Source organism: Flavobacterium sp. CG_9.10, assembly GCF_015752245.1.
In the GTDB taxonomy this organism is placed as follows: domain Bacteria; phylum Bacteroidota; class Bacteroidia; order Flavobacteriales; family Flavobacteriaceae; genus Flavobacterium.
Window position 1 is genome coordinate 81,111 of the sequence record NZ_JADOVD010000011.1, and the last position, 22,217, is coordinate 103,327.

The following is a 22,217-nucleotide window of genomic DNA, read 5'->3' on the forward strand; positions in this document are numbered from 1 at the left end:
AAAATAGAAAAATTACTATTTCATTTTTTGTCTTTTCACCGGTTTTTCTGCTGGTTCGTTTTTGTTTTGTAGCAAATAATTAGCCAACAGTTTTTCTATCAATTCATCTTTGGTCAAATGATGAAAAACGGTTTTTATTTTGGTTTTCAATTCCGCATCAACCTCGTGGTTGGGTTTGGTTTTGAATATTTGTTTGGCCCATAAAAGGGCGTTGTTTTCTTCAATGCTTAGCGCACTTGGTTTTTTAAATTCGATGAATTTAATTCCAAGTTCTTTTTCAAAATCGGCGATTTCCTTTACTTCTTCTTCTTGCAGTACCGTTAGAGAAAGGCCCTTTGCTCCTGCCCTTGCGGTTCTTCCGCTACGGTGTACGTAAGCTTCATAAACATCAGGTAAATGGTAATTGACCACATACGAGATTTCCTTTACGTCAATTCCTCTTGCAGCAAGGTCAGTTGCCACTAAAATATTAATATGTCCTTCACGGAATTGTTCCATGATTCGGTCGCGGATTCCCTGAGATAAACTTCCGTGCAAGGCTCCTGATGAAAAGCGGTTGATGGCTAGGTTTTTAGCTAATTTATTGACCGCAGCTTTGGTTTTACAAAAAATGATTCCGCGTTCGCCTTCTTTCGAATTTAAGAAATGCATCAAAACATCCAGTTTTTCAATGGGATCCACCACAATATATTCATGGTCAATTCCTTGATTTCCTACCGTTTCCATGTTGGCACTAACTTCTACTACATTTTTATTTAAATAATTCTGGATTAGCTGTTTTATAGTTCCCGGCATGGTTGCCGAAAACAATAATGTTTTGTGTTCCTTAGGCAATTCGGCAACAATTTCATCTAAACTCTCTTTCAAGATAGTCACCATTTCATCGGCTTCATCAAGCACGAGGAATTTGGTTTCTTTCAGGTTTATGGCTTTGCGCTGAATCAAATCTATTAAACGTCCCGGTGTTGCCACAACGATGTGCGTAGGCGTTGCCAAGCGTTCTATTTGTGGCTTTATTGGAATTCCTCCACAAGTTGCTGCAATAGAAACTTGAGGTAAATATTTTGAAAAATCTTCTAAGTTTCTAAAAATCTGATGTCCTAATTCACGCGTTGGAACCAAAATAACAGCTTGTACTACCGGTAAATCAGTGTCAATTAATTGTAAAATTGGCAATCCAAAAGCAGCCGTTTTTCCTGTACCGGTTTTAGCCAGTCCAACCAAATCCGTAGTGTTGGATAAAAGTAACGGAATTGTTTTTTGCTGAATCTCTGTTGGTACAACAATTTTCAATTCGGTAATCGCTTTTAATATGGGTGCTGAAATTCCTAAATCAGAGAATTGTTTTGGCATTTTTTTGAATTTTATATTTTTATAAAAAATAGTTGTTGTGTAACGGTAATTTTTAGCCCCGATAGCAGTGAAAATCCTTTTATTTTTTCTTTAAAAATAAAAGATTGTGACGAATAGCGGGATTAGCTCCTGAAAACGGTTCTCAATACATTTTTTGTTTTGCTTCGCTACACAAAAAACACTCGAACTGACGTTATTGATAATTAAACCTGAGCGGTAGTATTAATCTTCGTCCGGTTCATTCATTATCTTTTCACGATATTTTTTCCCGGTTAACAATATCAGTTTCAATTTGTAATCGTCAACAAGCCACTCGCGGTAATTTTTACTGCATTGACTCAAACATTTTGAATAGCGTTTGATGCGACAATCGATATCATCTTCTAACAGTTTTCCTAATGCTTTAGCTTCCTGTAACGTCTCTGAATTATCAACACACATAGCAGCGTGTTGCTCCAAGGATTTATCGAGTACTTCTTTGGAACGTAAATTTAATGCAATGATTTGCTTGTGTTCCTCATCAACATCAAAAGTTACCACTTCCGTTTTGCTGAATTTAGCGCGTAATTCCGGAGGCATGGAATATTTGAAATACAATTCGATTTCCGTATCATCACGTAAATTTTCCAGATAAAACTCTGGTGATTTAAAAATATGTTGCCAGTTTACCGGCTCACTCCACAACCCAAATCGGGCTGCATTATTTCCTAAATCGATCACGTTAAATACATCTTTATTTGGCAGTTTTCTCGAACCACGTCCAATCATTTGATAGTAAAGTGTCAATGATTTTGTCGCGCGATTCAAAATAATAGTCTCTACTGTAGGTTCATCAAAACCTGTGGTAAGGATTCCAACGGAGGTTAAAATGGCATCTGGTGTGTGCTTGAACCAATGTAAAATATCTTTTCGTTCCTCGTTATTGCTGGTGTTGTCCAGATGGCGGATTTCGTAACCTGCTTCTCTGAAAGTTTCATAAACATACAATGAGGTATTGATACCATTGTTGAAAATCAAGGTTTTCTTTCCTAAAGATTTCTCGGTGTAGGCATGCAATAATTTTTCCTGCATGGCCATATTCGTATATAAATCATCCGATGATTTTACGGTGTAATCTCCATTTATACCTACTTTCAACGAGGTCAAACCCACGTCATAACTATAGGTGATTGCTTTCGCCAAAAAGCCTTTGTCAATCAATGAACTAATGGTATCTCCTACAATTAATTCATCATAACTTTCATGCATTGGCAACTTAATATTCGAACTCAAAGGCGTTGCTGTAACTCCTAATATAAAAGCATTTTTAAAAGAGCTTAATAATTTTCGGAAGGAGTTGTAATGCGCCTCATCAATAATTACTAAACCAATATTGTCCAAATGCAATTTTTCATCATTAATACGGTTTTTTAAAGTCTCTACCATCGCCACAAAACAAGAATAATCGTTTTGGTCTGGAAGTTCTTTTACTTTGCTGTTGATGATTTTGTTTTTTACATCAAAACCCTTCAACATTTTTGAAGTTTGTTTGCAAAGTTCAATTCGGTGTGTTAAAACCACTACTTTTTTGTCGTGTTTTGACAAATAACGGCGCACGATTTCAGAAAAAACTACTGTCTTTCCTCCACCAGTGGGTAATTGATATAACAAATGATGTTGACGAGGTCCATTATCGATACGTTCAAAGATAGCATCTATGTCCCCTTTTTGGTAGGCATAAAGTTCTTTTTTGTCTTCGATTTCGATTTCTAAAGTGTTTTGCGACATTGCTTATTGTTGGATTTTTGCAAAAATACGCCTAAAAAACAGTTTTATTGTCAATTTTAATTAAAAATAAAGAGGAGTGATTAAATAAAATAGAATTATACAGCAGCTTAATACTGAAAAAGAGAAAACGTAAGCTATTTTACCACATAAAGACATAGAAAAGTGGCAAAAAAAGAGTTTTGTTGAAAAATTAAAAATCTATGATTCTATGTAGTAAAATTTTAAAATTTATTGGCCACAAAAACAGCTAAAAATAGGTGCTTTAATGCATTTAGTTTTATGTTCTGCAACTGTTTTCTAGCACAAATTAGCACGAATTAATTTGTGAAAATTTGTGTAATTTGTGGTAAAATTTTAACAGTGCAGACTTTAATACTCAAATCTCTCTATTACTGCATTAAACTCGGGTTCATTGTGCCATTTTTGTTTAATAGTTTGATTGTGAATGGCTAGTATTCTAGTCTTAAAATCATTTAGGATTCCATTTGCAATCAAAAATACTACCGCTTGTTCAAAGGAATTGAACATACTTTTGAAAAACAATTCTTGTTTTATAACATTCTCAGAGGAGAACGTTTGGGCAATTTCAATATTGTAGAGCATTACATCGGCAATTATAAAGGGATCTACTCCCAAAAGGACAAAATGCTTAATATATTTTTGAGCAACGGAACGCCTCATTTTTGGTTTGCTTCTTCTTCCCGGTTTTTTTGCAGGATAATATTCGTTGGAGATTTTCAGTTTGCATTCCTGCAAAAGCGTTTCTTCCTTTGGATTGAAAACAAAATTATAATAGACTTTTACCGCGCTAAATTTTTCGTACAATTCGATAATTTGTTCTTCGAGTTGTTCTTTATTCAGTTCTGCCAGATATTTTTTTAAATCGCGCTTGCTCATTATCAAAGTTTAAGAATACAAAAGTAAATTACTTTAGGAATCAATAGATTAAAAATCAATGATAATACTTATTTTTGTCAATTATCAATCAAAATATAGTAAATGCTCAAGATTTTCAAGATTACAGCAATTCTGGAAGGAATATCATACCTGGTTTTATTTTCGAATATGCTTTTCATCAAGCCTACAAATCCAGTACTCTATAAAACATTGCTTTACCCTATTGGGATGAGTCATGGAATCCTATTTATTGGCTATATTGTATTGGCCATTTTACTGAAAAAATCTCAAAAATGGGATCTTAAAAACTTTGGAATAATTTTAATTGCCTCTTTAATTCCTTTGGGTACTTTCTATGTGGACAAAAAATACCTGAAAAATGTATAAATTTATAGAGAAACTATTCACTTTTTTATATCCAATATTTAGGAAATGGGGATTAGGGAGCAGTATAGCTTCTTATTTGAGTTTGATTATAAATATTGCTGTATTATGCTTACTGGCATTTACTATTTATGTAGTATTCAGGCTTATTTTGGTAACGGTTATGGTTTTTATAGCCCAAAAAACCAAAACCAAATTTGATGATTTATTGGTTACCAATAAAACAGCCAAATACATTGCTCACTTGATTCCATTACTTTTTATATACAAATCAGTACCCATAATTTTAGATCGCTATGAATATTGGGAAGGTGTTTTTGGGAAATTGGTGGGAATCTACATCGTCATATTGGTGCTTTGGATTATTCGCACCATTTTTAATGCTTTACGAGATTATTTAAAACTAAAACCAAGATATAGCGATAAACCTATTGACAGTTTTATTCAGGTGATAATGATTATCCTTTGGGTGGTAGGGATTACCGTGATTATTTCAAAATTATTTGATATTGATCAGAAAGAACTTTTAACCATTTTAGGAGCTGTTTCGGCGGTAATTATTTTAATTTTCAGAGATACTATTTTAGGGTTTGTTTCCAGTGTACAAGTATCCATTAACGATATGGTTCGTATTGGGGATTGGATTACAATGGATAAATTTGGCGCCGATGGTGATGTAATCGAGATAAATCTAGCCACAGTAAAGGTTCGAAATTTTGACAATACCACGACCACTATTCCAACATACAGTTTAAGTTCTGATTCTTTCCAAAACTGGCGCGGTATGCTCAATTCTGATGGGCGAAGGATCAAAAGACACATTCTTATAAAAACCAGCAGCATCCGATTTCTAGAGGAAGCTGAATTAAATGATTTGAAGAGAATCAATCTAATCAGCGATTATATTGACACTCGAAAAGCTGAAATTGATGACTATAACTTGACGAATCAAATTGATAAATCGTTGGCTATTAATGGTAGAAATTTGACAAATTTGGGTTTGTTTCGAAAATATATTACGGAATATCTTTTTAATTATCCAGAACTGAATCAAGATATGCTGATGCTTTGCCGCCAGTTGCAATCGACTTCACATGGAGTTCCACTCGAAGTTTATGCTTTTTCTAAAGACAAAGGATTTGAAAATTACGAATATATAATGGCCGATGTTTTTGACCACATTATCGCATCAGTTCCGTATTTCGATTTAGAAATTTTTGAATTGCCTTCACAAGGTAGTTTCGTTGCTGATAGTGACTTACCAAAATTAAAAACAAAAAAAATAATATAATGTCAGTAACAGATTGGATTGGATTTATAGGGGTGACCATTCTTTTGGTTGCCTACTTTTTAAACTTAAATGACACTATAAAAAAAGAGAGTTTAATCTATCTTTTTTTGAATTTTATAGGCGCCGGAATAGCTTGTTTTGCATCCGTTTTGCTAAATTATTTACCTTTCATTATTTTGGAAGGCTCTTGGACATTGGTTTCCGCTTATGGGATATTTACCTATTTTCGAAAAAAATAAAATATAAAATGGCTTTTTTTCCATTTTATGAAATCAAAACGAAAAATATTCTTTTCATAACATAAAATCAAGTGGTTTCTATTTCTTTTTTTCATAATTTTAAAGAAAAAAATGGACCAACGCGATACTTTTTTAAAACAATTCAGAGGACAAACTATCGGTACTGTTACCTCTCAATCTTCATCTGATGAATCCTTTCAAAATGAAGTTCTTCGACCTATTTTAAAATTACAAAACGATTTGTTTGTAGCGTCGTTCATCAATTATATCGACAAGAATAAAACTGATTTTTATTCGCAAACTACTGAAAAAAAATTGTCGATGATCGAAAACGCAATCCAAAAAGACATCAAATTTAGAAATGCCTTGAAGGGAATGATTATCGGTTTATTTACATCGAATGAATACGCTCAATACATTAAAAATTCTTCCAGCCTAAACAAAAGAATGATGACGATGCTTGTCGAAAGATTAAAAAGTCAAGTACAGTTATTTGAGGTAAATGCTGATTCATAATTCTTTAAAACAAGCGACTATTTAAAAACTTTGTACCATATATTGGTAATTGCTTCATGAATTTTTCGAGTAAATAGTCGGTTTCTAGCCGCTTCCATCGTTGTATTAAAAAAAGTTGATGTATTAAAAACCATTTGTTTTTGATTATAATTTAAAAAATATGGGCTAATTAATATAAAAATCATAATTTCATTACTAGTTAATAATCTTTATTGCTTTTTGTGATAATTATTAGTTAAGCTTGATCAATTATCTTTCTTTGCTCGTTTTTTTTCATTATAATTGTTAAAAATAAAGCTATGAAGGAAGAATATTTCAAATGGTATTCCCCCAATCTAAATAGAGATATCGAAATGTTGGTTTTTGGACATACGGGATTTCCTGTAATTCTTTTTCCTACCTCTATGGGAAGTTATCATGAAAATAAAGACATGGGATTGATTGAATCGGCCAAATGGTATATTGAGCAAGGTTTAATTCAGGTTTTTTGTCCTGACAGCATTGATAAAGACAGTTTTTACAATAAAAATATCCATCCTGTCCATCGTATAGAAAATCACGTTAAATATGACAAAATGATTTGTCATGAAATTGTCGAAAAAGTAAAAAACAATACTGCTTCAGGGAAAGTGATTATGGCGGGTTGCAGCTTTGGCGGATATCATGCATCTAATTTTGCTTTTCGTCATCCTGGATATGTTAGTCATCTATTTTCTATGAGTGGCGCTTTTAACATTAAGAATTTCATGGATGGTTTTCATAACGACGATGTATTTTATAACAGTCCGGAAGATTATTTACACGGTCTTAATGATCCTGAATTGTGGAATATGGATATCGTTTTAGGAACTTCTAATTGGGATATTTGTTTCGATGCCAATCTAAAATTAAGCAAGGTTTTAAGCGAAAGAAACATCCATCACTGGCTCGATATTCGTCAGGATAAAAATCATGACTGGCCAATGTGGAAAGAAATGTTTCCGCACTATTTATCAAGAATTAAATTTTTTTAAAACAATATAATCAACAGAATCAGGTATCAAGTAATTAAAATAGAAAGAGATGAAAAAAATTGGAATTTTATTTGGAATGGAAGATACATTTCCACAAGCGTTTATAGACAGAGTGAATTCGAAAAACGAAAAAGGAATTATTGCAGAAGCAGTTTCCATTGATAAAGTCGTTCAAAATCAAGGTGGTGAATATGCTGTAATTATCGATAGAATTTCACAAGATGTTCCTTTTTATCGTGCTTATTTAAAAAATGCAGCTTTAACAGGAACGAATGTTATTAACAATCCTTTCTGGTGGAGTGCCGATGATAAATTTTTCAATAATGCGTTAGCAGATACTCTTGGAGTTCCGTTACCCAATACCGTAATCCTACCTTCAGCGGAACATCCTACGGATACAACCGGAAAATCTTTCAGGAATTTAAAGTACCCAATGGATTGGCAAGGAATTTTCGATTATATTGGTTTTCCAGCGTACATGAAACCGTATGCAGGTGGCGGTTGGAAAAATGTTTATCGTTTAGAAAACAAGGAAGAGTTTTGGGAGAAACATCAGGAAACAGGACAATTAGTGATGATGCTTCAGGAAGAAATTGTTTTCACGGAATATTTCAGAGTGTATTGTTTGGGATGTAAAGCAGTCCGAATCATGCAATATGAACCAAGAAATCCACATCATTTGCGTTATGTAATTGATGGACCGCCAACGGATAAAAAATTATTGGCAACGATAAAAGATTATACTTTAAGACTTTGTAAAGGATTGGGTTATGATTTTAATACAGTTGAATTTGCTGTAAGAGATGGAATCCCTTACGCTATTGATTTTGGAAATCCGGCTCCAGATGCTGAATTAACATCAGTTGGTGCTGAAAATTTTGAATGGGTTGTTGAAGAAGCTTCTAAGATGGCAATCGCTGCCGCGAAAAAACAAAAACCTGGAAAAATGAATCTTACTTGGGGTACATTTATTAAAGACGCAGCAAAATAGTTTTCAGTCACAGTATTCAGTAAACAGACTGAAAACTGCGACTGCGACTGAACACTAAAAAAATAATTATGTCAAAGAAATTACCAGTTTTTACGCTAGGTGTCGAAGAAGAATATCAAATTATTGATCCTGAGACAAGAGATTTGCGATCGCATTTGTCTAAAATTGTGGATGGTGCTAAAATAATATTAAACGAGCAGGTGAAGTCAGAAATGCACCAATCTGTGGTCGAAGTGGGAACCAATATTTGTAAAAGTGTTGCTGAAGCTAAGTGTGAAATTAAATTTTTGAGGTCTAAAATTGTAGAATTAGCCGATAAACAAGATTTAATCGTTGGTGGTGCTGGAACGCATCCGTTTTCTAAATGGCAAGACCAGCCCATCACTGATGATCCCAGATATCACGATATTGTGAATGAATTGCAAGATGCGGCGCGATCCAATTTAATTTTTGGGATGCATTGCCATGTAGGAATTGAAAATCGGGAAATTGGATTGCAATTGATGAATCAAGCGACCTACTTTTTGCCTCATATTTTTGCGCTTTCTACGAATTCTCCTTTTTGGGAAGGACGAAAAACGGGTTATAAATCCTTTAGAACAAAGGTTTTTGATAAATTTCCAAGAACAGGGTTGCCGGAATATTTTGATTCGGTTGCTGCCTATCAAAATTATTTGGATACGTTAGTTAAAACCAATTGTATAGATAATCCTAAAAAGATTTGGTGGGATTTACGCTTGCATCCTTTTTACAATACGATTGAATTCCGGATTTGCGATATGTGTTTAACAGTGGATGAAACCATATGTATTGTGGCTATTATTCAAGCAATTGTGGCCAAACTTTATAAACTTAACATGAATAATACTAGTTTTAATATTTATAGACTAGCCCTGATAAAAGAAAATAAATTTCGTGCAGCCCGTTACGGAATTGAAAATAACATGATTGATTTTGGTTTGCAAAAAGAGGTGGAAACAAAGATACTAATTCTGGAACTACTTGATTTCATTGACGATGTAGTCGATGAATTGGGAAGTCGAGACGATATTAATTATGTTCATAAGATTTTGAAAAACGGAACTGGAGCGGACAAACAGTTGGCTATTTTTGAAGAAACGGGCAATCTTTCCAGAGTGGTTGATTTTATTACTGGTGAATTTACAAAAGGATTGTAAATTAAAAATTAACTTTGCCGATTGATTTTTTAAAATAAACGTATGTCCAATAGAATTATAAAGATTGCCTTATTAGATATGTACAATGGTATGCCAAATCAGGGAATGCGTTGTATTATTGATGTCATTAACCGGTTTAGTCCTGTTGTAAGTTTCGAAATATTTGATGTGCGCGTAAAGTGTGAATTACCTGAAATTAACAAGTTTGATATTTATATTTCCACTGGCGGTCCAGGAAATCCAATGGTAGGAGACGGAGAATGGGATAAAAAGTATTACGAATTTATCGACTCCTTAACAAAGTGGAATAACGAAAACGCGGTTAAAAAACATGTTTTGTTTATTTGTCATTCGTTTCAGATGGCTTGCCTGCATTTTGGATTGGCAACTGTAACCAAACGAAATGACACCTCTTTTGGCGTGATGACGATTCACAAAACAAAAGAAGGATTGACGGATCCCCTTTTTGAAGGATTGTCAGACCCTTTTTACGCCATTGATTCTCGCGATTATCAGGTTGTACAGCCTAAACTGAGTATTTTTACTAAAAAAGGAGCCAAAATTATTTCTTTGGAAAAAATTAGAGATCACGTACAATATGAACGCGCTATTATGGCCGTTCGTTTCACGGATTATTTTGTAGGGACGCAGTTTCATCCGGAAGCTGATCCCATAAGCTTTGTCTCGCATTTGAGAAATAAAGAGGCAAAGGAAAAAATCAAGAGTATGAAAGGCAAAAAGAAGTTTAGAAACATGCTTGAAGACTTATTGGACGATGATAAAATATACAGAACCAATGAAACTTTAATTCCAAATTTCCTGCGAATTGCCATAAATGACTTGATGAAAACTAAAAAAATGTTATCTAATTAATAAATTTTATAGTGTATGATTTCAAAATATCGGGAGTTATTTAATACTCAATTTACAGACAAAAAATATCAAGAATTTAAAGACGATATTGCTTCCGATTTTAATTATTTACCGACTTTTAGATTAGCCGAAACTCCATTTTTTATTTCAAATGAGTTAAAAGCACAATTAATTGAAGGATGTAATGAAGTTATAGCTTTAATTAAACAAAAAAACTTTAAAGTACTTACTGACAAGGCATTAGAATTAAATAATAAAGTTCCAAACGAGGACGAACACACTTCTTTTTTAGCCATTGATTTCGGTATTTGCGTAGAAGATGGTGCGGTTATTCCTAAACTAATTGAAGTGCAAGGCTTTCCCTCGTTATACAATTATCAGTTTAACTTGTATGAGAAATTTAAGAATCATTATCCTTTTCTTGCTGAATTAACTCCTTTTATAAATGATATTGAACCACAAGTATATCTTGATATTCTTGAAGAAGTAATTTGTAACAAGCATCCAAAAGAAAATGTTATTCTGCTTGAAATTGAACCGGAGAAGCAAAACACAAAAATTGATTTTTATTATTGCAGCAGAGATATTGGTATTCCAATAGTTTGTGTTACCGAGCTGATAAAAAAAGGGAAACGACTTTTTTATAAAAATGCAGCAGGAGATGAAATTCTTGCAAAACGAATTTATAATCGAGTTATTTTTGATGAATTGGATTTACGAACCGATTTAAAACTAAATTTCAATTTCTCTGATGATCTTGATGTTGAATGGGCAGGGCATCCCAACTGGTTTTTCAGAATCAGTAAATTTATTTTGCCTTTGTTAAAAGGAAAATATTTTATTGAAACTACTTTATTAAGTGAGCTGGAAGTAATTCCGGAAGATTTAGAAAATTATGTGCTGAAACCCTTATTTTCTTTCTCAGGTACTGGCGTAATTTTCCATGTAAAAAAAGAAGATATTGAAGCAGTAGTTGAAAAAGAACTCTATATCCTTCAGAAAAAAGTAAACTACATACCTATAGTACAATCTCCCGACGGAAAAGTAAAAGCCGAAGTTCGTGTACTTTGCGTTTGGAAAGAAGAAGCTGAATCTCCCACTCTGCTTTGTAACCTAGTTCGATTGAGCCGTGGCGAAATGATTGGTGTAAAATTCAATAAAGATAAAGATTGGGTTGGCGGTACTTTGGGATTGTTTGAGAGATAAAAAATATTCGCATAAAAAAGACCAATCTGTAAATTGGTCTTTTTTGTTATTTCTATTATATAAAAATTATTCCGAGATATTAAAACCTGCTACATAAAAATTCTTATCAATTTCCAGCTTGGCATTTTCGCTCTTAACAGAAATCGAATCCCAACCTGTTGTTGGTTTCAGTAATTTTCCAGTTCCATTTACCGTTATTTTTATTGGCATATTAAATCCCGGAACACAATTTGTCCATCGGTATCCTAATTTATCGTTTTTGAAAAAATATTCTAAAGTAGGAATTCTAATATCTCTCAAATATTGATTGAAAAAAGCAGATAGATCCATTTCTGTGGATTTACTCAAATAATCTTCAATTTGTTTTGTTGTAACCGTTTGATGATAAAAAGTACTGTTTAATCCTCTTAAAATAGTTCTCCATTTTTCGTCATCATTTACAATTTGACGCAACGTATGCAACATATTGGCCCCTTTGTAATACATATCGCTTGAACCTTCATTATTTACATCATAGTAGCCAATTATAGGTTTATCATTTTGAATATTTTTTCGCAAACCTCTAACATAAGTGTAAGCTGCCTCTTTTCCGTAATAATATTCAAGGAAAAGACTTTCAGAATAATCGGTGAAACTTTCATGAATCCACATATCAGCAATATCTTTGTAAGTGATATTATTGGCAAACCATTCGTGTCCAGATTCATGAATAATAATATAGTCAAACTTTAAACCCCAGCCGGTACCACTTAAATCTCTTCCTAAATATCCATTTTTGAAACCATTCCCATAGGTGACACTACTTTGATGTTCCATCCCTAAATATGGTGCTTCAACGAGTTTGTAACTGTCTTCATAAAAAGGATACGGTCCAAACCAATGCTCGAAAGCCTTCAGCATTCGAGGCGCATCTTTGAATTGGATTTTTGCTTTGGCTAAATTATCTCTTAAAACATAATAATTACAATCTAAATTTCCTTTTTGCCCTTTGTATTTCTCCGAAAAAGAAACATAATCGCCAATGTTGATGTTCACACCGTAATTGTTGATGGGATTTGATACCAGCCAATTATATGTTTTTGTGCCGTCTTTCAACTCGGTTACACTTTGCAAACGACCATTGGAGACATCCATCAAATTTTTTGGAACATTTACACTGATTAGCATACTTTCCACTTCGTCATACATATGATCTTTATTGGGCCACCAAACACTGGCTCCCAATCCTTGACAAGATGACGCTATAAACGGATTACCATTAGAATCTTTTTTCCAAGTAATTCCTCCATCCCATGGCGGATTTACGGCTATCTTTGGTTTACCTCCATAAAACACAGTGAGTTCTTTTACTGTTCCGGTTCTTTGAGGAGCAACTAATTCTATAATAAATACATTTCCATCCCTTGTATATTTTAATTCTTTTCCGTCTTGAATCACCTTAAAGATTTCCATTGGATTTTGTAAATCTATTTGCATGCGATTGTATTCCTGCAGTACTTGATATTTTATAGTATTGGAACCAGTAATCGTTTGCTCCGTTGGATTTACTTTAATGTCAAGATGATATTGTTTTACATCCCACCAAGCTCTTTCTTTGGTTATACTTCCTCGTAACGAATCTTGTTTGGTAAAGACTTGTTGTGATTTTCCAAGAAGTCCTTGGGCGTTTGCAGCGTTAGAAATAAAAAGGGAAATAAAAATAAAGCGAAAATATATGTTCATGAAATTAAAATTTTTTTGAATTTTAGATTTGGTTTAGGTAAAAATTTACCACATACAAGCATAGATTTATACTGTTTTAATTAAAAGATAGTGCATTAAAACTAGAAAGCATAGTCCCAAAGTTGTCGGGATGGAAAAACTATTTCTATAAAACATATTTATCAACCATTAGTCTACGATTCTATGCGGTAAAAATAATATGGTGCGTTTGGACTGATAATCAATGCAATTTCGCCACTTTATTTTGTTCTACAACTGCCGTAAAATTAGCTACTAATTGATCAGCATAATCATCTAATAATTCAAGAATTCGTTCGTGTTTATTTGATTTTACAATTAGTCCTGCATGATAATCTAATGGAACTTTGAAACAAACTTCAGGATCTGTAAAAGAGGATAAATTAGGATGCTGAAATTTAGACAAAGTCAATACAATACCGGCATATCCTTTTTTTACTTTTGGCAAAACATATTTCGTTCCTTTAACTAATGCATCTTCTATAGTCGCCCATTCTTTCCATAAGTTAATGTTGGAAGCTTCTGCAACCATTTCGGCTAGATGAGCTCCACCAACGCGAGACGATGTTTCCAGAAAATAAATTTTTCCATCATCTTTCGATTTTATAAATTCAGTATGAGAGGCACCGTGTTTCAATCCAAAACCTTTCATCACTTGTTCATTAACTTTTTTTATTGCTTTGTCATCTTCTGAACCATATGGAATATTTGCCGAACGAAAAACACCGCCACCTTGCGAAATTTCCATTGGCGTAGCCAAATATTTAGAAGTTAAACTAAATATTACTTTACTGTCTACAATCAAACTGTCACAATGATATACATCGCCTGGTTTGAATTGTTCCAATAAATATTTGAATCTGTTATTCCCCATTTCGTTGATATGAATCCACAAACTTTCTTTGTCAAACACTTTTATAATCCCTGTTGCCGAAGCCTCAGAACGTGGTTTCAAAACCCATGGTGCGGGAATAGTATCTGCAAAAGTATTGATATCAGGGTCATTAAATAACGAACAAAAAGCAGGTATGGAAATACCACAACTTTTTGCTCTCATGCGCATCGCTAATTTATATCTAAAATAACGTCCCGTGGTTTGTCCCATCCCATCAATTCTAAGATTTTCTCTAAGATAAGTGGCTTTTTCTACATCATAATCATCGAGAGCTACTATAGCATCTATTTTAGTTGACTTCATTAAATTACCCACACCCAATAGAAGATGCTCTAAATTCCAGTCAATATCTTGGCCCTCCATATAAAATATCTCATCAATGTACTCATTTGGCCATGGACTTTTTCTTAACTTTTCGCTGGTTACAAGATAAACTTTGTTGCCTAATTTTTTTAATTGAATTAAAAAATCGGAACCCTTGAAATAATTAGAAATGCAGATGAAGGTTTTAGAATTTTCCATACGTTATAAATTTTCAATGAATTTAGTTAATAAATGAACTCCATAAGCGGTTGCGTGTTTGCTTTTTGCAAATTCGTCATCTCCAAATGCTACACCAGCAACATCAAGATGCGCCCAAGCGGTATGTTCCTGCGTAAAATATTCTAAAAATTTAGCAGCGCTTATTGCTCCAGCTACTGGTTTTCCGCTGTAGTTTTTTACATCGGCAATATCACTTTCAATATCTTGTTTGTAAACATCCCATAGCGGTAAAGGCCACAGTCGCTCTCCTACTGCATCTCCGGAATCTTGCAATTTCTTAGCCATTTCTACATTATTAGTAAACAAGGCGGCACATTCATACCCAAAAGTACCAACACTGCTTCCTGTGAGAGTGGCAATGTCTACGATATATTCTGGTTTGAAATTTTTAATTAAATACGATAATCCATCGGCTAAAACCAGTCGGCCTTCAGCATCTGTATCAATGATTTCTATCGAATGTCCACTGTAACTGTGTATGACATCACTTGGTAAAAATGATTTGGCATCGACCGAATTTTCTGCGCAAGGAACTATAGCGGTAACTTTTACATGCAATTGCAAATCGGCTATGAGTTGCATCGCTCCAAGAACGGCGCCACCTCCCGCCATATCGCACTTCATATGAACCATCCCTGCCGTTTTTATGTTTAGGCCTCCGGTATCAAAGGTTATTCCTTTTCCAACCAGACCAACATGCTTCATGGATTTCACTTTTTGTTTTGGAGTGTAATTCATAATGATAAATTGTGGCTCATTTTCACTTCCTTTTCCTACTGCCAAGAAAGCGCCAAGACCCGCAATTTTTGAAGCATCGTATCCTAGAACTTTTACCTCAAATCCATATTTTTCTCCCGTCTCTTTAGCCCAAGTTGATAAGTATTTTGGTGTAACGGTATTCGGGGGTAGATCTACTAAGTTATAAACACCTAATTGTGCTTTTGCAATTTTTATTGCTTTATTGGCTGTCGCCAAATGATCTTTTTCGGAAACTAAATTCAAAGTAAAATCAGAATCTAGAAAAGGATGTGCTTTTTTATCTGCTTTAAAATGACCCAAATCATAAGTTCCTAAAAGCAAACCTGAAATCATCGCTTCCACTTGATCATCCGTAAATTGTTCCGGTAAAACTAAAGCCACATTCGCGCTTAAATGCTCTTTTTGCTTAGCCGCAATGCGACGAAAAGTAGTTTTTAAAGTTTTATAATCTACCGTTTTTCCTAAACCAACAAATAAATGTAGATTATCCTTTATTTCGGCTAAATAATGCGTGTCTTTTTTGCCGAAAAATACTTTTGCAGGAATCTCTAATCCATCAAACGCAATTGGAACAATATTTTTTTCATAAGTTTCAAAAACTGGAATTATAATTGTTCCTGAAAAATTTGTTAGGTTTTGAATTGTGTTTGTTTTCATTTATTTTTTTTTTAATTCTTTATTAGCATAATAAATCGTTTCACCATGCAAGAAAGATTTTTACTTCGTCTGAAAAAACAACCATTCAATTGCTTTTGGAAATTCGTCACTCCAATAGGTTTCACTGTGTTTTCCTTGTCTATTAATGCTTAAATTAATCTTCGATTTGTCTATTATAAATTTACTGGCAATTAAATTCTCCTTAAACTTTTTTATATGCTCAATCATGGTTGAACTTTCGTCTCCGCCAGCATACAAATAAATCTTGGTATCCGCTAAATTAGCTTTTTTAGGTTTTATTTTTAAATCAGGTATCACCCAAAGCGATGGCGAAAAAATCATCAGTTTTCCATATACCTCCGGATTTCGCAATCCACTGAAAACACTAACTAATCCGCCCATCGAGCTACCTCCTATTCCAGTAAATTCTCGTTCTTTTTTGGTTCGAAAATTAGTATCCACAAATGGTTTCAGCGTATCAGTTACAAAACGAATATATTTTTTCCCTTGTCCTTTTCCTAAAACTGTTTTTCCAACGTTGTATTCTTTTATTCGATCTTCTTCAGCATGTTCTATGGCTATAATTATGATTTTTCCAATTTTATATTCCGACATAACAGCCAGTTTTTTGTCAATTTCCCAATTACCCATTCCGGATCCTTCATTGAATAAATTTTGAGCATCTTGCAAATACATCACAGGATATCTTTCATCTGAAGTATCATAATCATGTGGCAGCAATGCCCATATTTTTCTGGTTTTATTAAGTTGCGGAATTTCAAATTCATCCGAAATCAGCAAAACCTGGGGTAAAAACGATTGCTTAAATGGCAGCCAGTTTTTTCGCCATCTCGCCACATGCTCTTTTTGTATACCTGCATGACTGACTGTGGAACGATTTTCAGTACGATTACCTTCCGCATCTATCTCTACTTCACTCCAATCGCCTTTCGTAAATTTATATAAAAGCTCGAACGGATAATCAAAATCATGTGAGAATTTATAATGATATAGACTGTTTCCAATTTTCTCCATCAAAAACTCTTTGTCCTGGGTACGCCAATTATTGAAGTTCCCTGAAATATAAACAGGACGATCATCATCTTCGTCGGTAGTTAGGATTATATACAAACCAGTATTTATTATAGTACTATTTAATTCTTGGGTAAAGGTGGTATTGTCTGAATTCATCACTTGCATTGTTATTCTGGTATTTTAAATAAATAGTAAATATAGTGGATTGCTTTTTGAAATAAAAGAAAAAAGAAAATCCAATAGCAATTGAGTTGGCTATTGGATTTTTATTGATGAAAATTAGTTAAAACTATTTTATTTTTGGCGACTTTTAAGAACCTCCACAACATCATTTAACTGAAATCCTTTGGCTTGCAATAAAATAAGATAATGAAATAGTAAATCAGCGCTTTCACTCAGAAACAAATCATCGTTATCATCTTTGGCTTCAATAACCACTTCTATCGCCTCCTCACCTACTTTTTGAGCGATTTTGTTAATTCCTAATTTATATAAGGAAGCTACGTAACTTTTTTCAGAATCAGCGTTTTCTCTGCGTACTTTAATTGTGTTTTCTAAATGAGAAATAAAACCATAATCTTGTTTGTTTTCTTCCGCCCAGCACGTATCTGTCCCTTTGTGGCAAGTAGGTCCTTCAGGTTTTACTTGGATTAATAAAGTATCATTATCGCAGTCATTTTTGATATCAATTAGATTCAAAAAGTTCCCACTTTCCTCTCCTTTTGTCCAAAGTCTTTGTTTCGTTCTACTATAAAAAGTAACTTTTTTAGTGTCAATCGTTTTTTGATACGCTTCGGCATTCATGAAGCCCAACATCAAAACTGTTTTGGTTTCGCTGTCTTGAATTATGGCTGGAATTAATCCATCTGTATTTTTTGAGAAATCTATGTTCATTTCAATTTAGGATTTAAGATTTTCGATTTAGGATTTTAAACCCTAACTTCGATATTATTATTTTTAAGCGCTTTTTTTAATGTTTTGATTTCAATTTCTTTAAAATGAAAGACACTTGCGGCTAATGCTGCATCTGCTTTTCCTACTTGAAATGTATCAACAAAATGCTGAATATTTCCAGCTCCGCCAGAAGCTATTATAGGAATATTAACTAATTTTGAAAGTGTAGCCAAAGCTTCATTGGCAAATCCATTTTTAGTTCCATCATTATCCATTGACGTGAATAAGATTTCACCTGCACCTCTTTGTTCCACTTCCTTTGCCCAATCAAATAAATTCAATTCGGTTGGGACTTTTCCTCCTACTAAATGCACGATCCATTGACCATTAATTTGTTTTGCATCAATTGCGACAACAACACATTGACTTCCAAATTTCTGTGCCAAATCATTGATTATCTGCGGGTTTTTCACAGCCGACGAATTAATAGAAACTTTATCCGCACCGTTTTGCAACAATACTTCAACATCTTTCACCGATGAAATTCCACCACCAACTGTAAACGGAATATTAATCGTTGAGGCAACTTTACGAACTAAATCAACTAAGGTTTTTCTTCTTTCTTCCGTTGCCGAAATATCCAAAAAAACCAATTCATCAGCACCTTCATCCGAATATATTTTGGCTAATTCCACAGGATCTCCTGCATCACGCAAGTCTACAAAATTAACACCTTTTACGGTTCTTCCGTTTTTTATATCTAGACAGGGGATTATTCTTTTTGTTAACATGCTATTTAAGTATTAATTAGTAAGGATGAAGTATTAAGTTTTCTTTTGATTATTTTTAGCAGATATAATAATGCTTTTTATCAATTTTAAAACTTCAACACCATCGTTATTTAAACTTTCGAATTCTTCAATAGAAAGGTATTTGGTTGCTTGTAAAAGTTCCATCCAATATAAAGTTTCATCAGCTTCTTTTTGGGCAATCCCCATTTTATGAATAAAATCAGCTCTACTTTCTGCATTTTTAGCTTCTCTAATATTTGCTCCTACAGAAGTTCCAGAACGTAAAACCTGCTTACTCATTACATATTCATTTCTAGAAACTAACGTTTTGTATAGATTCACTATTCGAATCGCAAATGAAAAACTTTTAACTTTGATTATATCTTCGCTCATACCTTATAACTTAATCCTTATGACTTACTACTTAAAATGTAGTTTTCCAATTGTTTCAACGAAATCCTTCCTTCATAAATTGCTTTTCCAATTATTGTTCCTTCGCAACCTAATTCAGCTAATTTAGGCAATTCAGCAAAAGTAGAAATTCCTCCCGAAGCAATCAATTTTATTCCTTTGGCTTGCGCCAAAATTTTAGCGTATAAATCAAAACTAGGTCCTTCTAGCATGCCGTCTTTGGCAATATCTGTACAAATTACATACTGAATCCCTTTGTTTTGATAGTCTTGTATAAACGGAATCAAGTCTTCGTTAGAATCCTCTAACCAACCAGAAACTGCCACTTTTTCATTATTAGCATCTGCTCCCAAAATGATTTTATCCGAACCGTATTCTTGAATCCATTTTTCGAATAATTCTCTATTTTTAACAGCAATACTACCTCCGGTAATTTGATTAGCGCCACTTTCAAAAGCGATTTTCAGGTCAGCATCCGATTTTAATCCGCCACCAAAATCTATTTTCAATTTAGTTTGAGTAGCGATTTGTTCGAGTATTTTATAATTGACAATTTGGCTTGACTTTGCTCCGTCTAAATCCACTAAATGCAAATATTCTATTCCGTGTGCCTCAAATGATTTCGCCACTTCAAGCGGGTTTTCATTGTAAATTATCTTCGTATTATAATCGCCTTTTGATAAGCGAACACATTTTCCGTCGATGATATCTATTGCTGGTATTATTCTCATAAAAAGCCCCCTAACCCCCAAAGGGGGAATTCCTATTAGGGGTAAATAGGATTTAATTTATATTAATAATGTTGCTCAAATTCCCCCTTCGGGGGTTAGCGGGCTATATTCAAGAAATTAGCCAAAATTTGTTCTCCAACATCACCGCTTTTTTCAGGGTGAAATTGAGTTCCGTAGAAATTATCCTTCTGTAAAGCCGAAGCATATTCTACTTCATAATTAGTTGTTGCGATACTTTCTGCGCAATCTGGAGCATAAAAACTATGGACCAAATACATGTATTCGTTTTCATTAATGCCACTGAATAAAGGTGATTTCAAATTATAAATTTGGTTCCAACCCATTTGTGGAACTTTTACTTTTGGCGTGAATTTAATGACATCCACATCAAAAATCCCCAAACCTTTTGTATTCCCTTCTTCCGATTTATTGCACATCAATTGCATTCCCAAGCAAATCCCTAAAACAGGTTGTTTCAAGGTTGGAATCAAAGTGTCCAAACCACTTTCTAAAAGCATTTTCATTGCTGAACTTGCTTCACCTACACCTGGAAAAATAACTTTATCGGCTGCCTTTATTTCGTCTGGATTATTACTCAAAACGGCTTTGAATCCCAATCTTTCGATGGCAAACATAATGCTCTGAATATTACCTGCTCCGTAATTTATGATTACTATTTTCATTCTTTTTAACCATTAAGAAATTAAGTTTCATTAAGGATTTAACACCTTAATAATTCATAATTTATAATTCATAATTTTTTAAAGCATTCCTTTCGTACTTGGCAAAATCATCTTTTCCGTATCGCGTTTTACTGCTACTTTTATTGCTTTTGCAAAAGCTTTAAAAATTGCTTCAATTTTGTGATGTTCATTAGTTCCTTCCGCTTTGATGTTGATATTTGCTTTGGCTCCATCCGAAAAAGATTTGAAGAAATGGAAAAACATCTCTGTTGGCATTTTTCCTACCATCTCCCGTTTGAATTCGGTTTCCCAAACCAGCCAGTTTCTTCCTCCAAAATCAATCACTACTTGTGCCAAACAATCATCCATTGGCAAACAAAAACCATAACGCTCAATTCCTAATTTATTTCCTAAAGCTTTTGCAAAAACTTCTCCTAAAGCAATGGCTGTATCTTCAATCGTGTGATGTTCATCGACTTCTAAATCACCTTTTACAAGTATTTCTAAGTCCATTTGTCCGTGACGCGCAATTTGGTCGAGCATGTGGTCAAAAAAGGCAATTCCGGTTTCAATTTTGCTTTTCCCGGTTCCGTCAAGGTTTAAATTAATGTAAATATCCGTTTCATTCGTTTTTCTTTCAATGGAAGCCGAACGCTCTTCTAATTTCAAAAACTCATAAATTACTTTCCAATCAGTAGTTTGTAAAGCAATAACCGAATCTAATTCGTGTCTTTTAGAGGATATTTCATCACCTCCCAAAGCTTCATCTCTATTAATGAATATCGCTTTTGAACCCAAGTTTTTTGCTAATTCTACATCGGTTATTCTGTCTCCAATCACGAATGAATTTTCCAAATCATATTCAGGATTGTCAATATATTGTGTCAACATAGCTGTACCTGGCTTGCGAGTTGGTGCATTTTGGTAAGGAAAAGTTTTGTCGATAAACACTTCCTTGAAAACAACACCTTCATTTTCAAAAGCTTTCATAATTAAATTATGTACGGGCCAAAAGTTAATTTCTGGATGAGAATCAGTTCCCAGACCATCCTGATTTGTTACCATTACCAATTCGAAATCCAATTCGGCAGCAATTTTTCCCAGATATTGAAAAGCTTTTGGATAAAATTCCAGCTTTTCAAAACTGTCTAATTGATAGTCATTTGGCTCCAAAACCATTGTTCCGTCGCGATCTATAAAAAGTATTTTTTTCATTTATTGTAATTTTACTAAACACAAATTTCATAAATTTATACAAATTAGAAATCAGTGAAATTCTATTTATTTTGAATTTTATTTTTCTACATATCTTCCAAAAATATTACTTTTTCTAAGAACTGCTTTTCAAAGAAAGAGTTCTAAAAATCAGT

At 33.6% G+C, this 22,217-nt stretch carries 22 protein-coding genes; 9 read left to right on the forward strand and 13 right to left on the reverse strand.

The window, feature by feature from the left end; genetic code table 11:
- Nucleotides 1-15: 15 nt before the first annotated feature.
- The 3 genes from IWX84_RS10925 to IWX84_RS10935 form a co-directional block, all read right to left on the reverse strand.
- Entirely contained in the window at nt 16-1,353 is a 1,338-nt protein-coding gene (locus IWX84_RS10925; protein WP_196850787.1) for a DEAD/DEAH box helicase, read from the reverse strand.
- Nucleotides 1,354-1,575: 222 nt separating this feature from the next.
- A complete protein-coding gene (locus IWX84_RS10930; protein WP_196850788.1) occupies nt 1,576-3,120 on the reverse strand; it encodes a DEAD/DEAH box helicase in 1,545 nt (514 codons plus the stop codon).
- A 369-nt stretch (nt 3,121-3,489) separates the two neighbouring features.
- A complete protein-coding gene (locus IWX84_RS10935; RefSeq protein ID WP_196850789.1) occupies nt 3,490-4,017 on the reverse strand; it encodes a DUF6155 family protein in 528 nt (175 codons plus the stop codon).
- A 102-nt stretch (nt 4,018-4,119) separates the two neighbouring features.
- Between IWX84_RS10935 and IWX84_RS10940 the strand changes: the two genes are divergently transcribed.
- From IWX84_RS10940 to IWX84_RS10980, 9 genes are all read left to right on the forward strand, one after another.
- The gene (locus tag IWX84_RS10940) at nt 4,120-4,404 is read left to right on the forward strand and encodes a DUF3817 domain-containing protein (protein ID WP_196850790.1); all 285 of its coding nucleotides are present in this window, start codon (nt 4,120-4,122) and stop codon (nt 4,402-4,404) included.
- A complete protein-coding gene (locus IWX84_RS10945) occupies nt 4,397-5,692 on the forward strand; it encodes a mechanosensitive ion channel family protein (RefSeq protein ID WP_196850791.1) in 1,296 nt (431 codons plus the stop codon). The genes IWX84_RS10940 and IWX84_RS10945 overlap by 8 nt, the downstream gene beginning before the upstream one ends.
- Nucleotides 5,692-5,931: a CBU_0592 family membrane protein gene (locus IWX84_RS10950; protein WP_196850792.1), complete on the forward strand. Its 240-nt coding sequence runs from the start codon at nt 5,692-5,694 to the stop codon at nt 5,929-5,931. The genes IWX84_RS10945 and IWX84_RS10950 overlap by 1 nt, the downstream gene beginning before the upstream one ends.
- 111 nt (nt 5,932-6,042) lie before the next feature.
- Nucleotides 6,043-6,447, forward strand: coding sequence for a glyoxalase (locus tag IWX84_RS10955; protein WP_196850793.1), 405 nt, complete (start codon nt 6,043-6,045; stop codon nt 6,445-6,447).
- Nucleotides 6,448-6,746: 299 nt separating this feature from the next.
- Nucleotides 6,747-7,460 (forward strand): esterase family protein, encoded by a 714-nt coding sequence (locus tag IWX84_RS10960; RefSeq protein ID WP_196850794.1) that lies wholly within the window; start codon nt 6,747-6,749, stop codon nt 7,458-7,460.
- A gap of 49 nt (nt 7,461-7,509) precedes the next feature.
- On the forward strand, nt 7,510-8,451 hold the full coding sequence (locus tag IWX84_RS10965) for a RimK family alpha-L-glutamate ligase (RefSeq protein WP_196850795.1): 942 nt from the start codon (nt 7,510-7,512) through the stop codon (nt 8,449-8,451).
- Between the two features lie 68 nt (nt 8,452-8,519).
- Nucleotides 8,520-9,629, forward strand: a complete 1,110-nt coding sequence (locus IWX84_RS10970; protein WP_196850796.1) for a carboxylate-amine ligase — start codon at nt 8,520-8,522, stop codon at nt 9,627-9,629.
- A gap of 42 nt (nt 9,630-9,671) precedes the next feature.
- The gene (locus IWX84_RS10975; protein WP_196850797.1) at nt 9,672-10,502 is read left to right on the forward strand and encodes a type 1 glutamine amidotransferase; all 831 of its coding nucleotides are present in this window, start codon (nt 9,672-9,674) and stop codon (nt 10,500-10,502) included.
- A 15-nt stretch (nt 10,503-10,517) separates the two neighbouring features.
- Nucleotides 10,518-11,708 carry a hypothetical protein gene (locus IWX84_RS10980; RefSeq protein ID WP_196850798.1) on the forward strand — a complete coding sequence of 397 codons (1,191 nt, stop codon included), beginning with the start codon at nt 10,518-10,520 and terminating at the stop codon, nt 11,706-11,708.
- Between the two features lie 66 nt (nt 11,709-11,774).
- Here IWX84_RS10980 and IWX84_RS10985 read toward each other — a convergent pair whose 3' ends face one another.
- From IWX84_RS10985 to hisB, 10 genes are all read right to left on the reverse strand, one after another.
- Entirely contained in the window at nt 11,775-13,430 is a 1,656-nt protein-coding gene (locus tag IWX84_RS10985) for a M1 family metallopeptidase (RefSeq protein ID WP_196850799.1), read from the reverse strand.
- Between the two features lie 220 nt (nt 13,431-13,650).
- Nucleotides 13,651-14,865 (reverse strand): acetyl-CoA carboxylase biotin carboxylase subunit family protein, encoded by a 1,215-nt coding sequence (locus tag IWX84_RS10990; RefSeq protein WP_196850800.1) that lies wholly within the window; start codon nt 14,863-14,865, stop codon nt 13,651-13,653.
- Between the two features lie 3 nt (nt 14,866-14,868).
- The gene (locus IWX84_RS10995; protein WP_196850801.1) at nt 14,869-16,302 is read right to left on the reverse strand and encodes a leucyl aminopeptidase family protein; all 1,434 of its coding nucleotides are present in this window, start codon (nt 16,300-16,302) and stop codon (nt 14,869-14,871) included.
- Nucleotides 16,303-16,362: 60 nt separating this feature from the next.
- A complete protein-coding gene (locus tag IWX84_RS11000) occupies nt 16,363-17,493 on the reverse strand; it encodes an alpha/beta hydrolase (RefSeq protein ID WP_196850802.1) in 1,131 nt (376 codons plus the stop codon).
- 138 nt (nt 17,494-17,631) lie between these two features.
- The gene (gene hisIE, locus IWX84_RS11005; protein WP_196850803.1) at nt 17,632-18,231 is read right to left on the reverse strand and encodes a bifunctional phosphoribosyl-AMP cyclohydrolase/phosphoribosyl-ATP diphosphatase HisIE; all 600 of its coding nucleotides are present in this window, start codon (nt 18,229-18,231) and stop codon (nt 17,632-17,634) included.
- A gap of 35 nt (nt 18,232-18,266) precedes the next feature.
- On the reverse strand, nt 18,267-19,022 hold the full coding sequence (gene hisF, locus IWX84_RS11010) for an imidazole glycerol phosphate synthase subunit HisF (protein ID WP_196850804.1): 756 nt from the start codon (nt 19,020-19,022) through the stop codon (nt 18,267-18,269).
- A 33-nt stretch (nt 19,023-19,055) separates the two neighbouring features.
- Nucleotides 19,056-19,415, reverse strand: coding sequence for a four helix bundle protein (locus tag IWX84_RS11015; RefSeq protein ID WP_196850805.1), 360 nt, complete (start codon nt 19,413-19,415; stop codon nt 19,056-19,058).
- A 17-nt stretch (nt 19,416-19,432) separates the two neighbouring features.
- Nucleotides 19,433-20,164 (reverse strand): 1-(5-phosphoribosyl)-5-[(5-phosphoribosylamino)methylideneamino]imidazole-4-carboxamide isomerase, encoded by a 732-nt coding sequence (gene hisA / locus IWX84_RS11020; protein WP_196850806.1) that lies wholly within the window; start codon nt 20,162-20,164, stop codon nt 19,433-19,435.
- A 95-nt stretch (nt 20,165-20,259) separates the two neighbouring features.
- Nucleotides 20,260-20,847 (reverse strand): imidazole glycerol phosphate synthase subunit HisH, encoded by a 588-nt coding sequence (gene hisH, locus IWX84_RS11025; RefSeq protein ID WP_196850807.1) that lies wholly within the window; start codon nt 20,845-20,847, stop codon nt 20,260-20,262.
- Between the two features lie 78 nt (nt 20,848-20,925).
- Entirely contained in the window at nt 20,926-22,062 is a 1,137-nt protein-coding gene (gene hisB, locus IWX84_RS11030) for a bifunctional histidinol-phosphatase/imidazoleglycerol-phosphate dehydratase HisB (RefSeq protein ID WP_196850808.1), read from the reverse strand.
- Between the last annotated feature and the right edge of the window lie 155 nt (nt 22,063-22,217).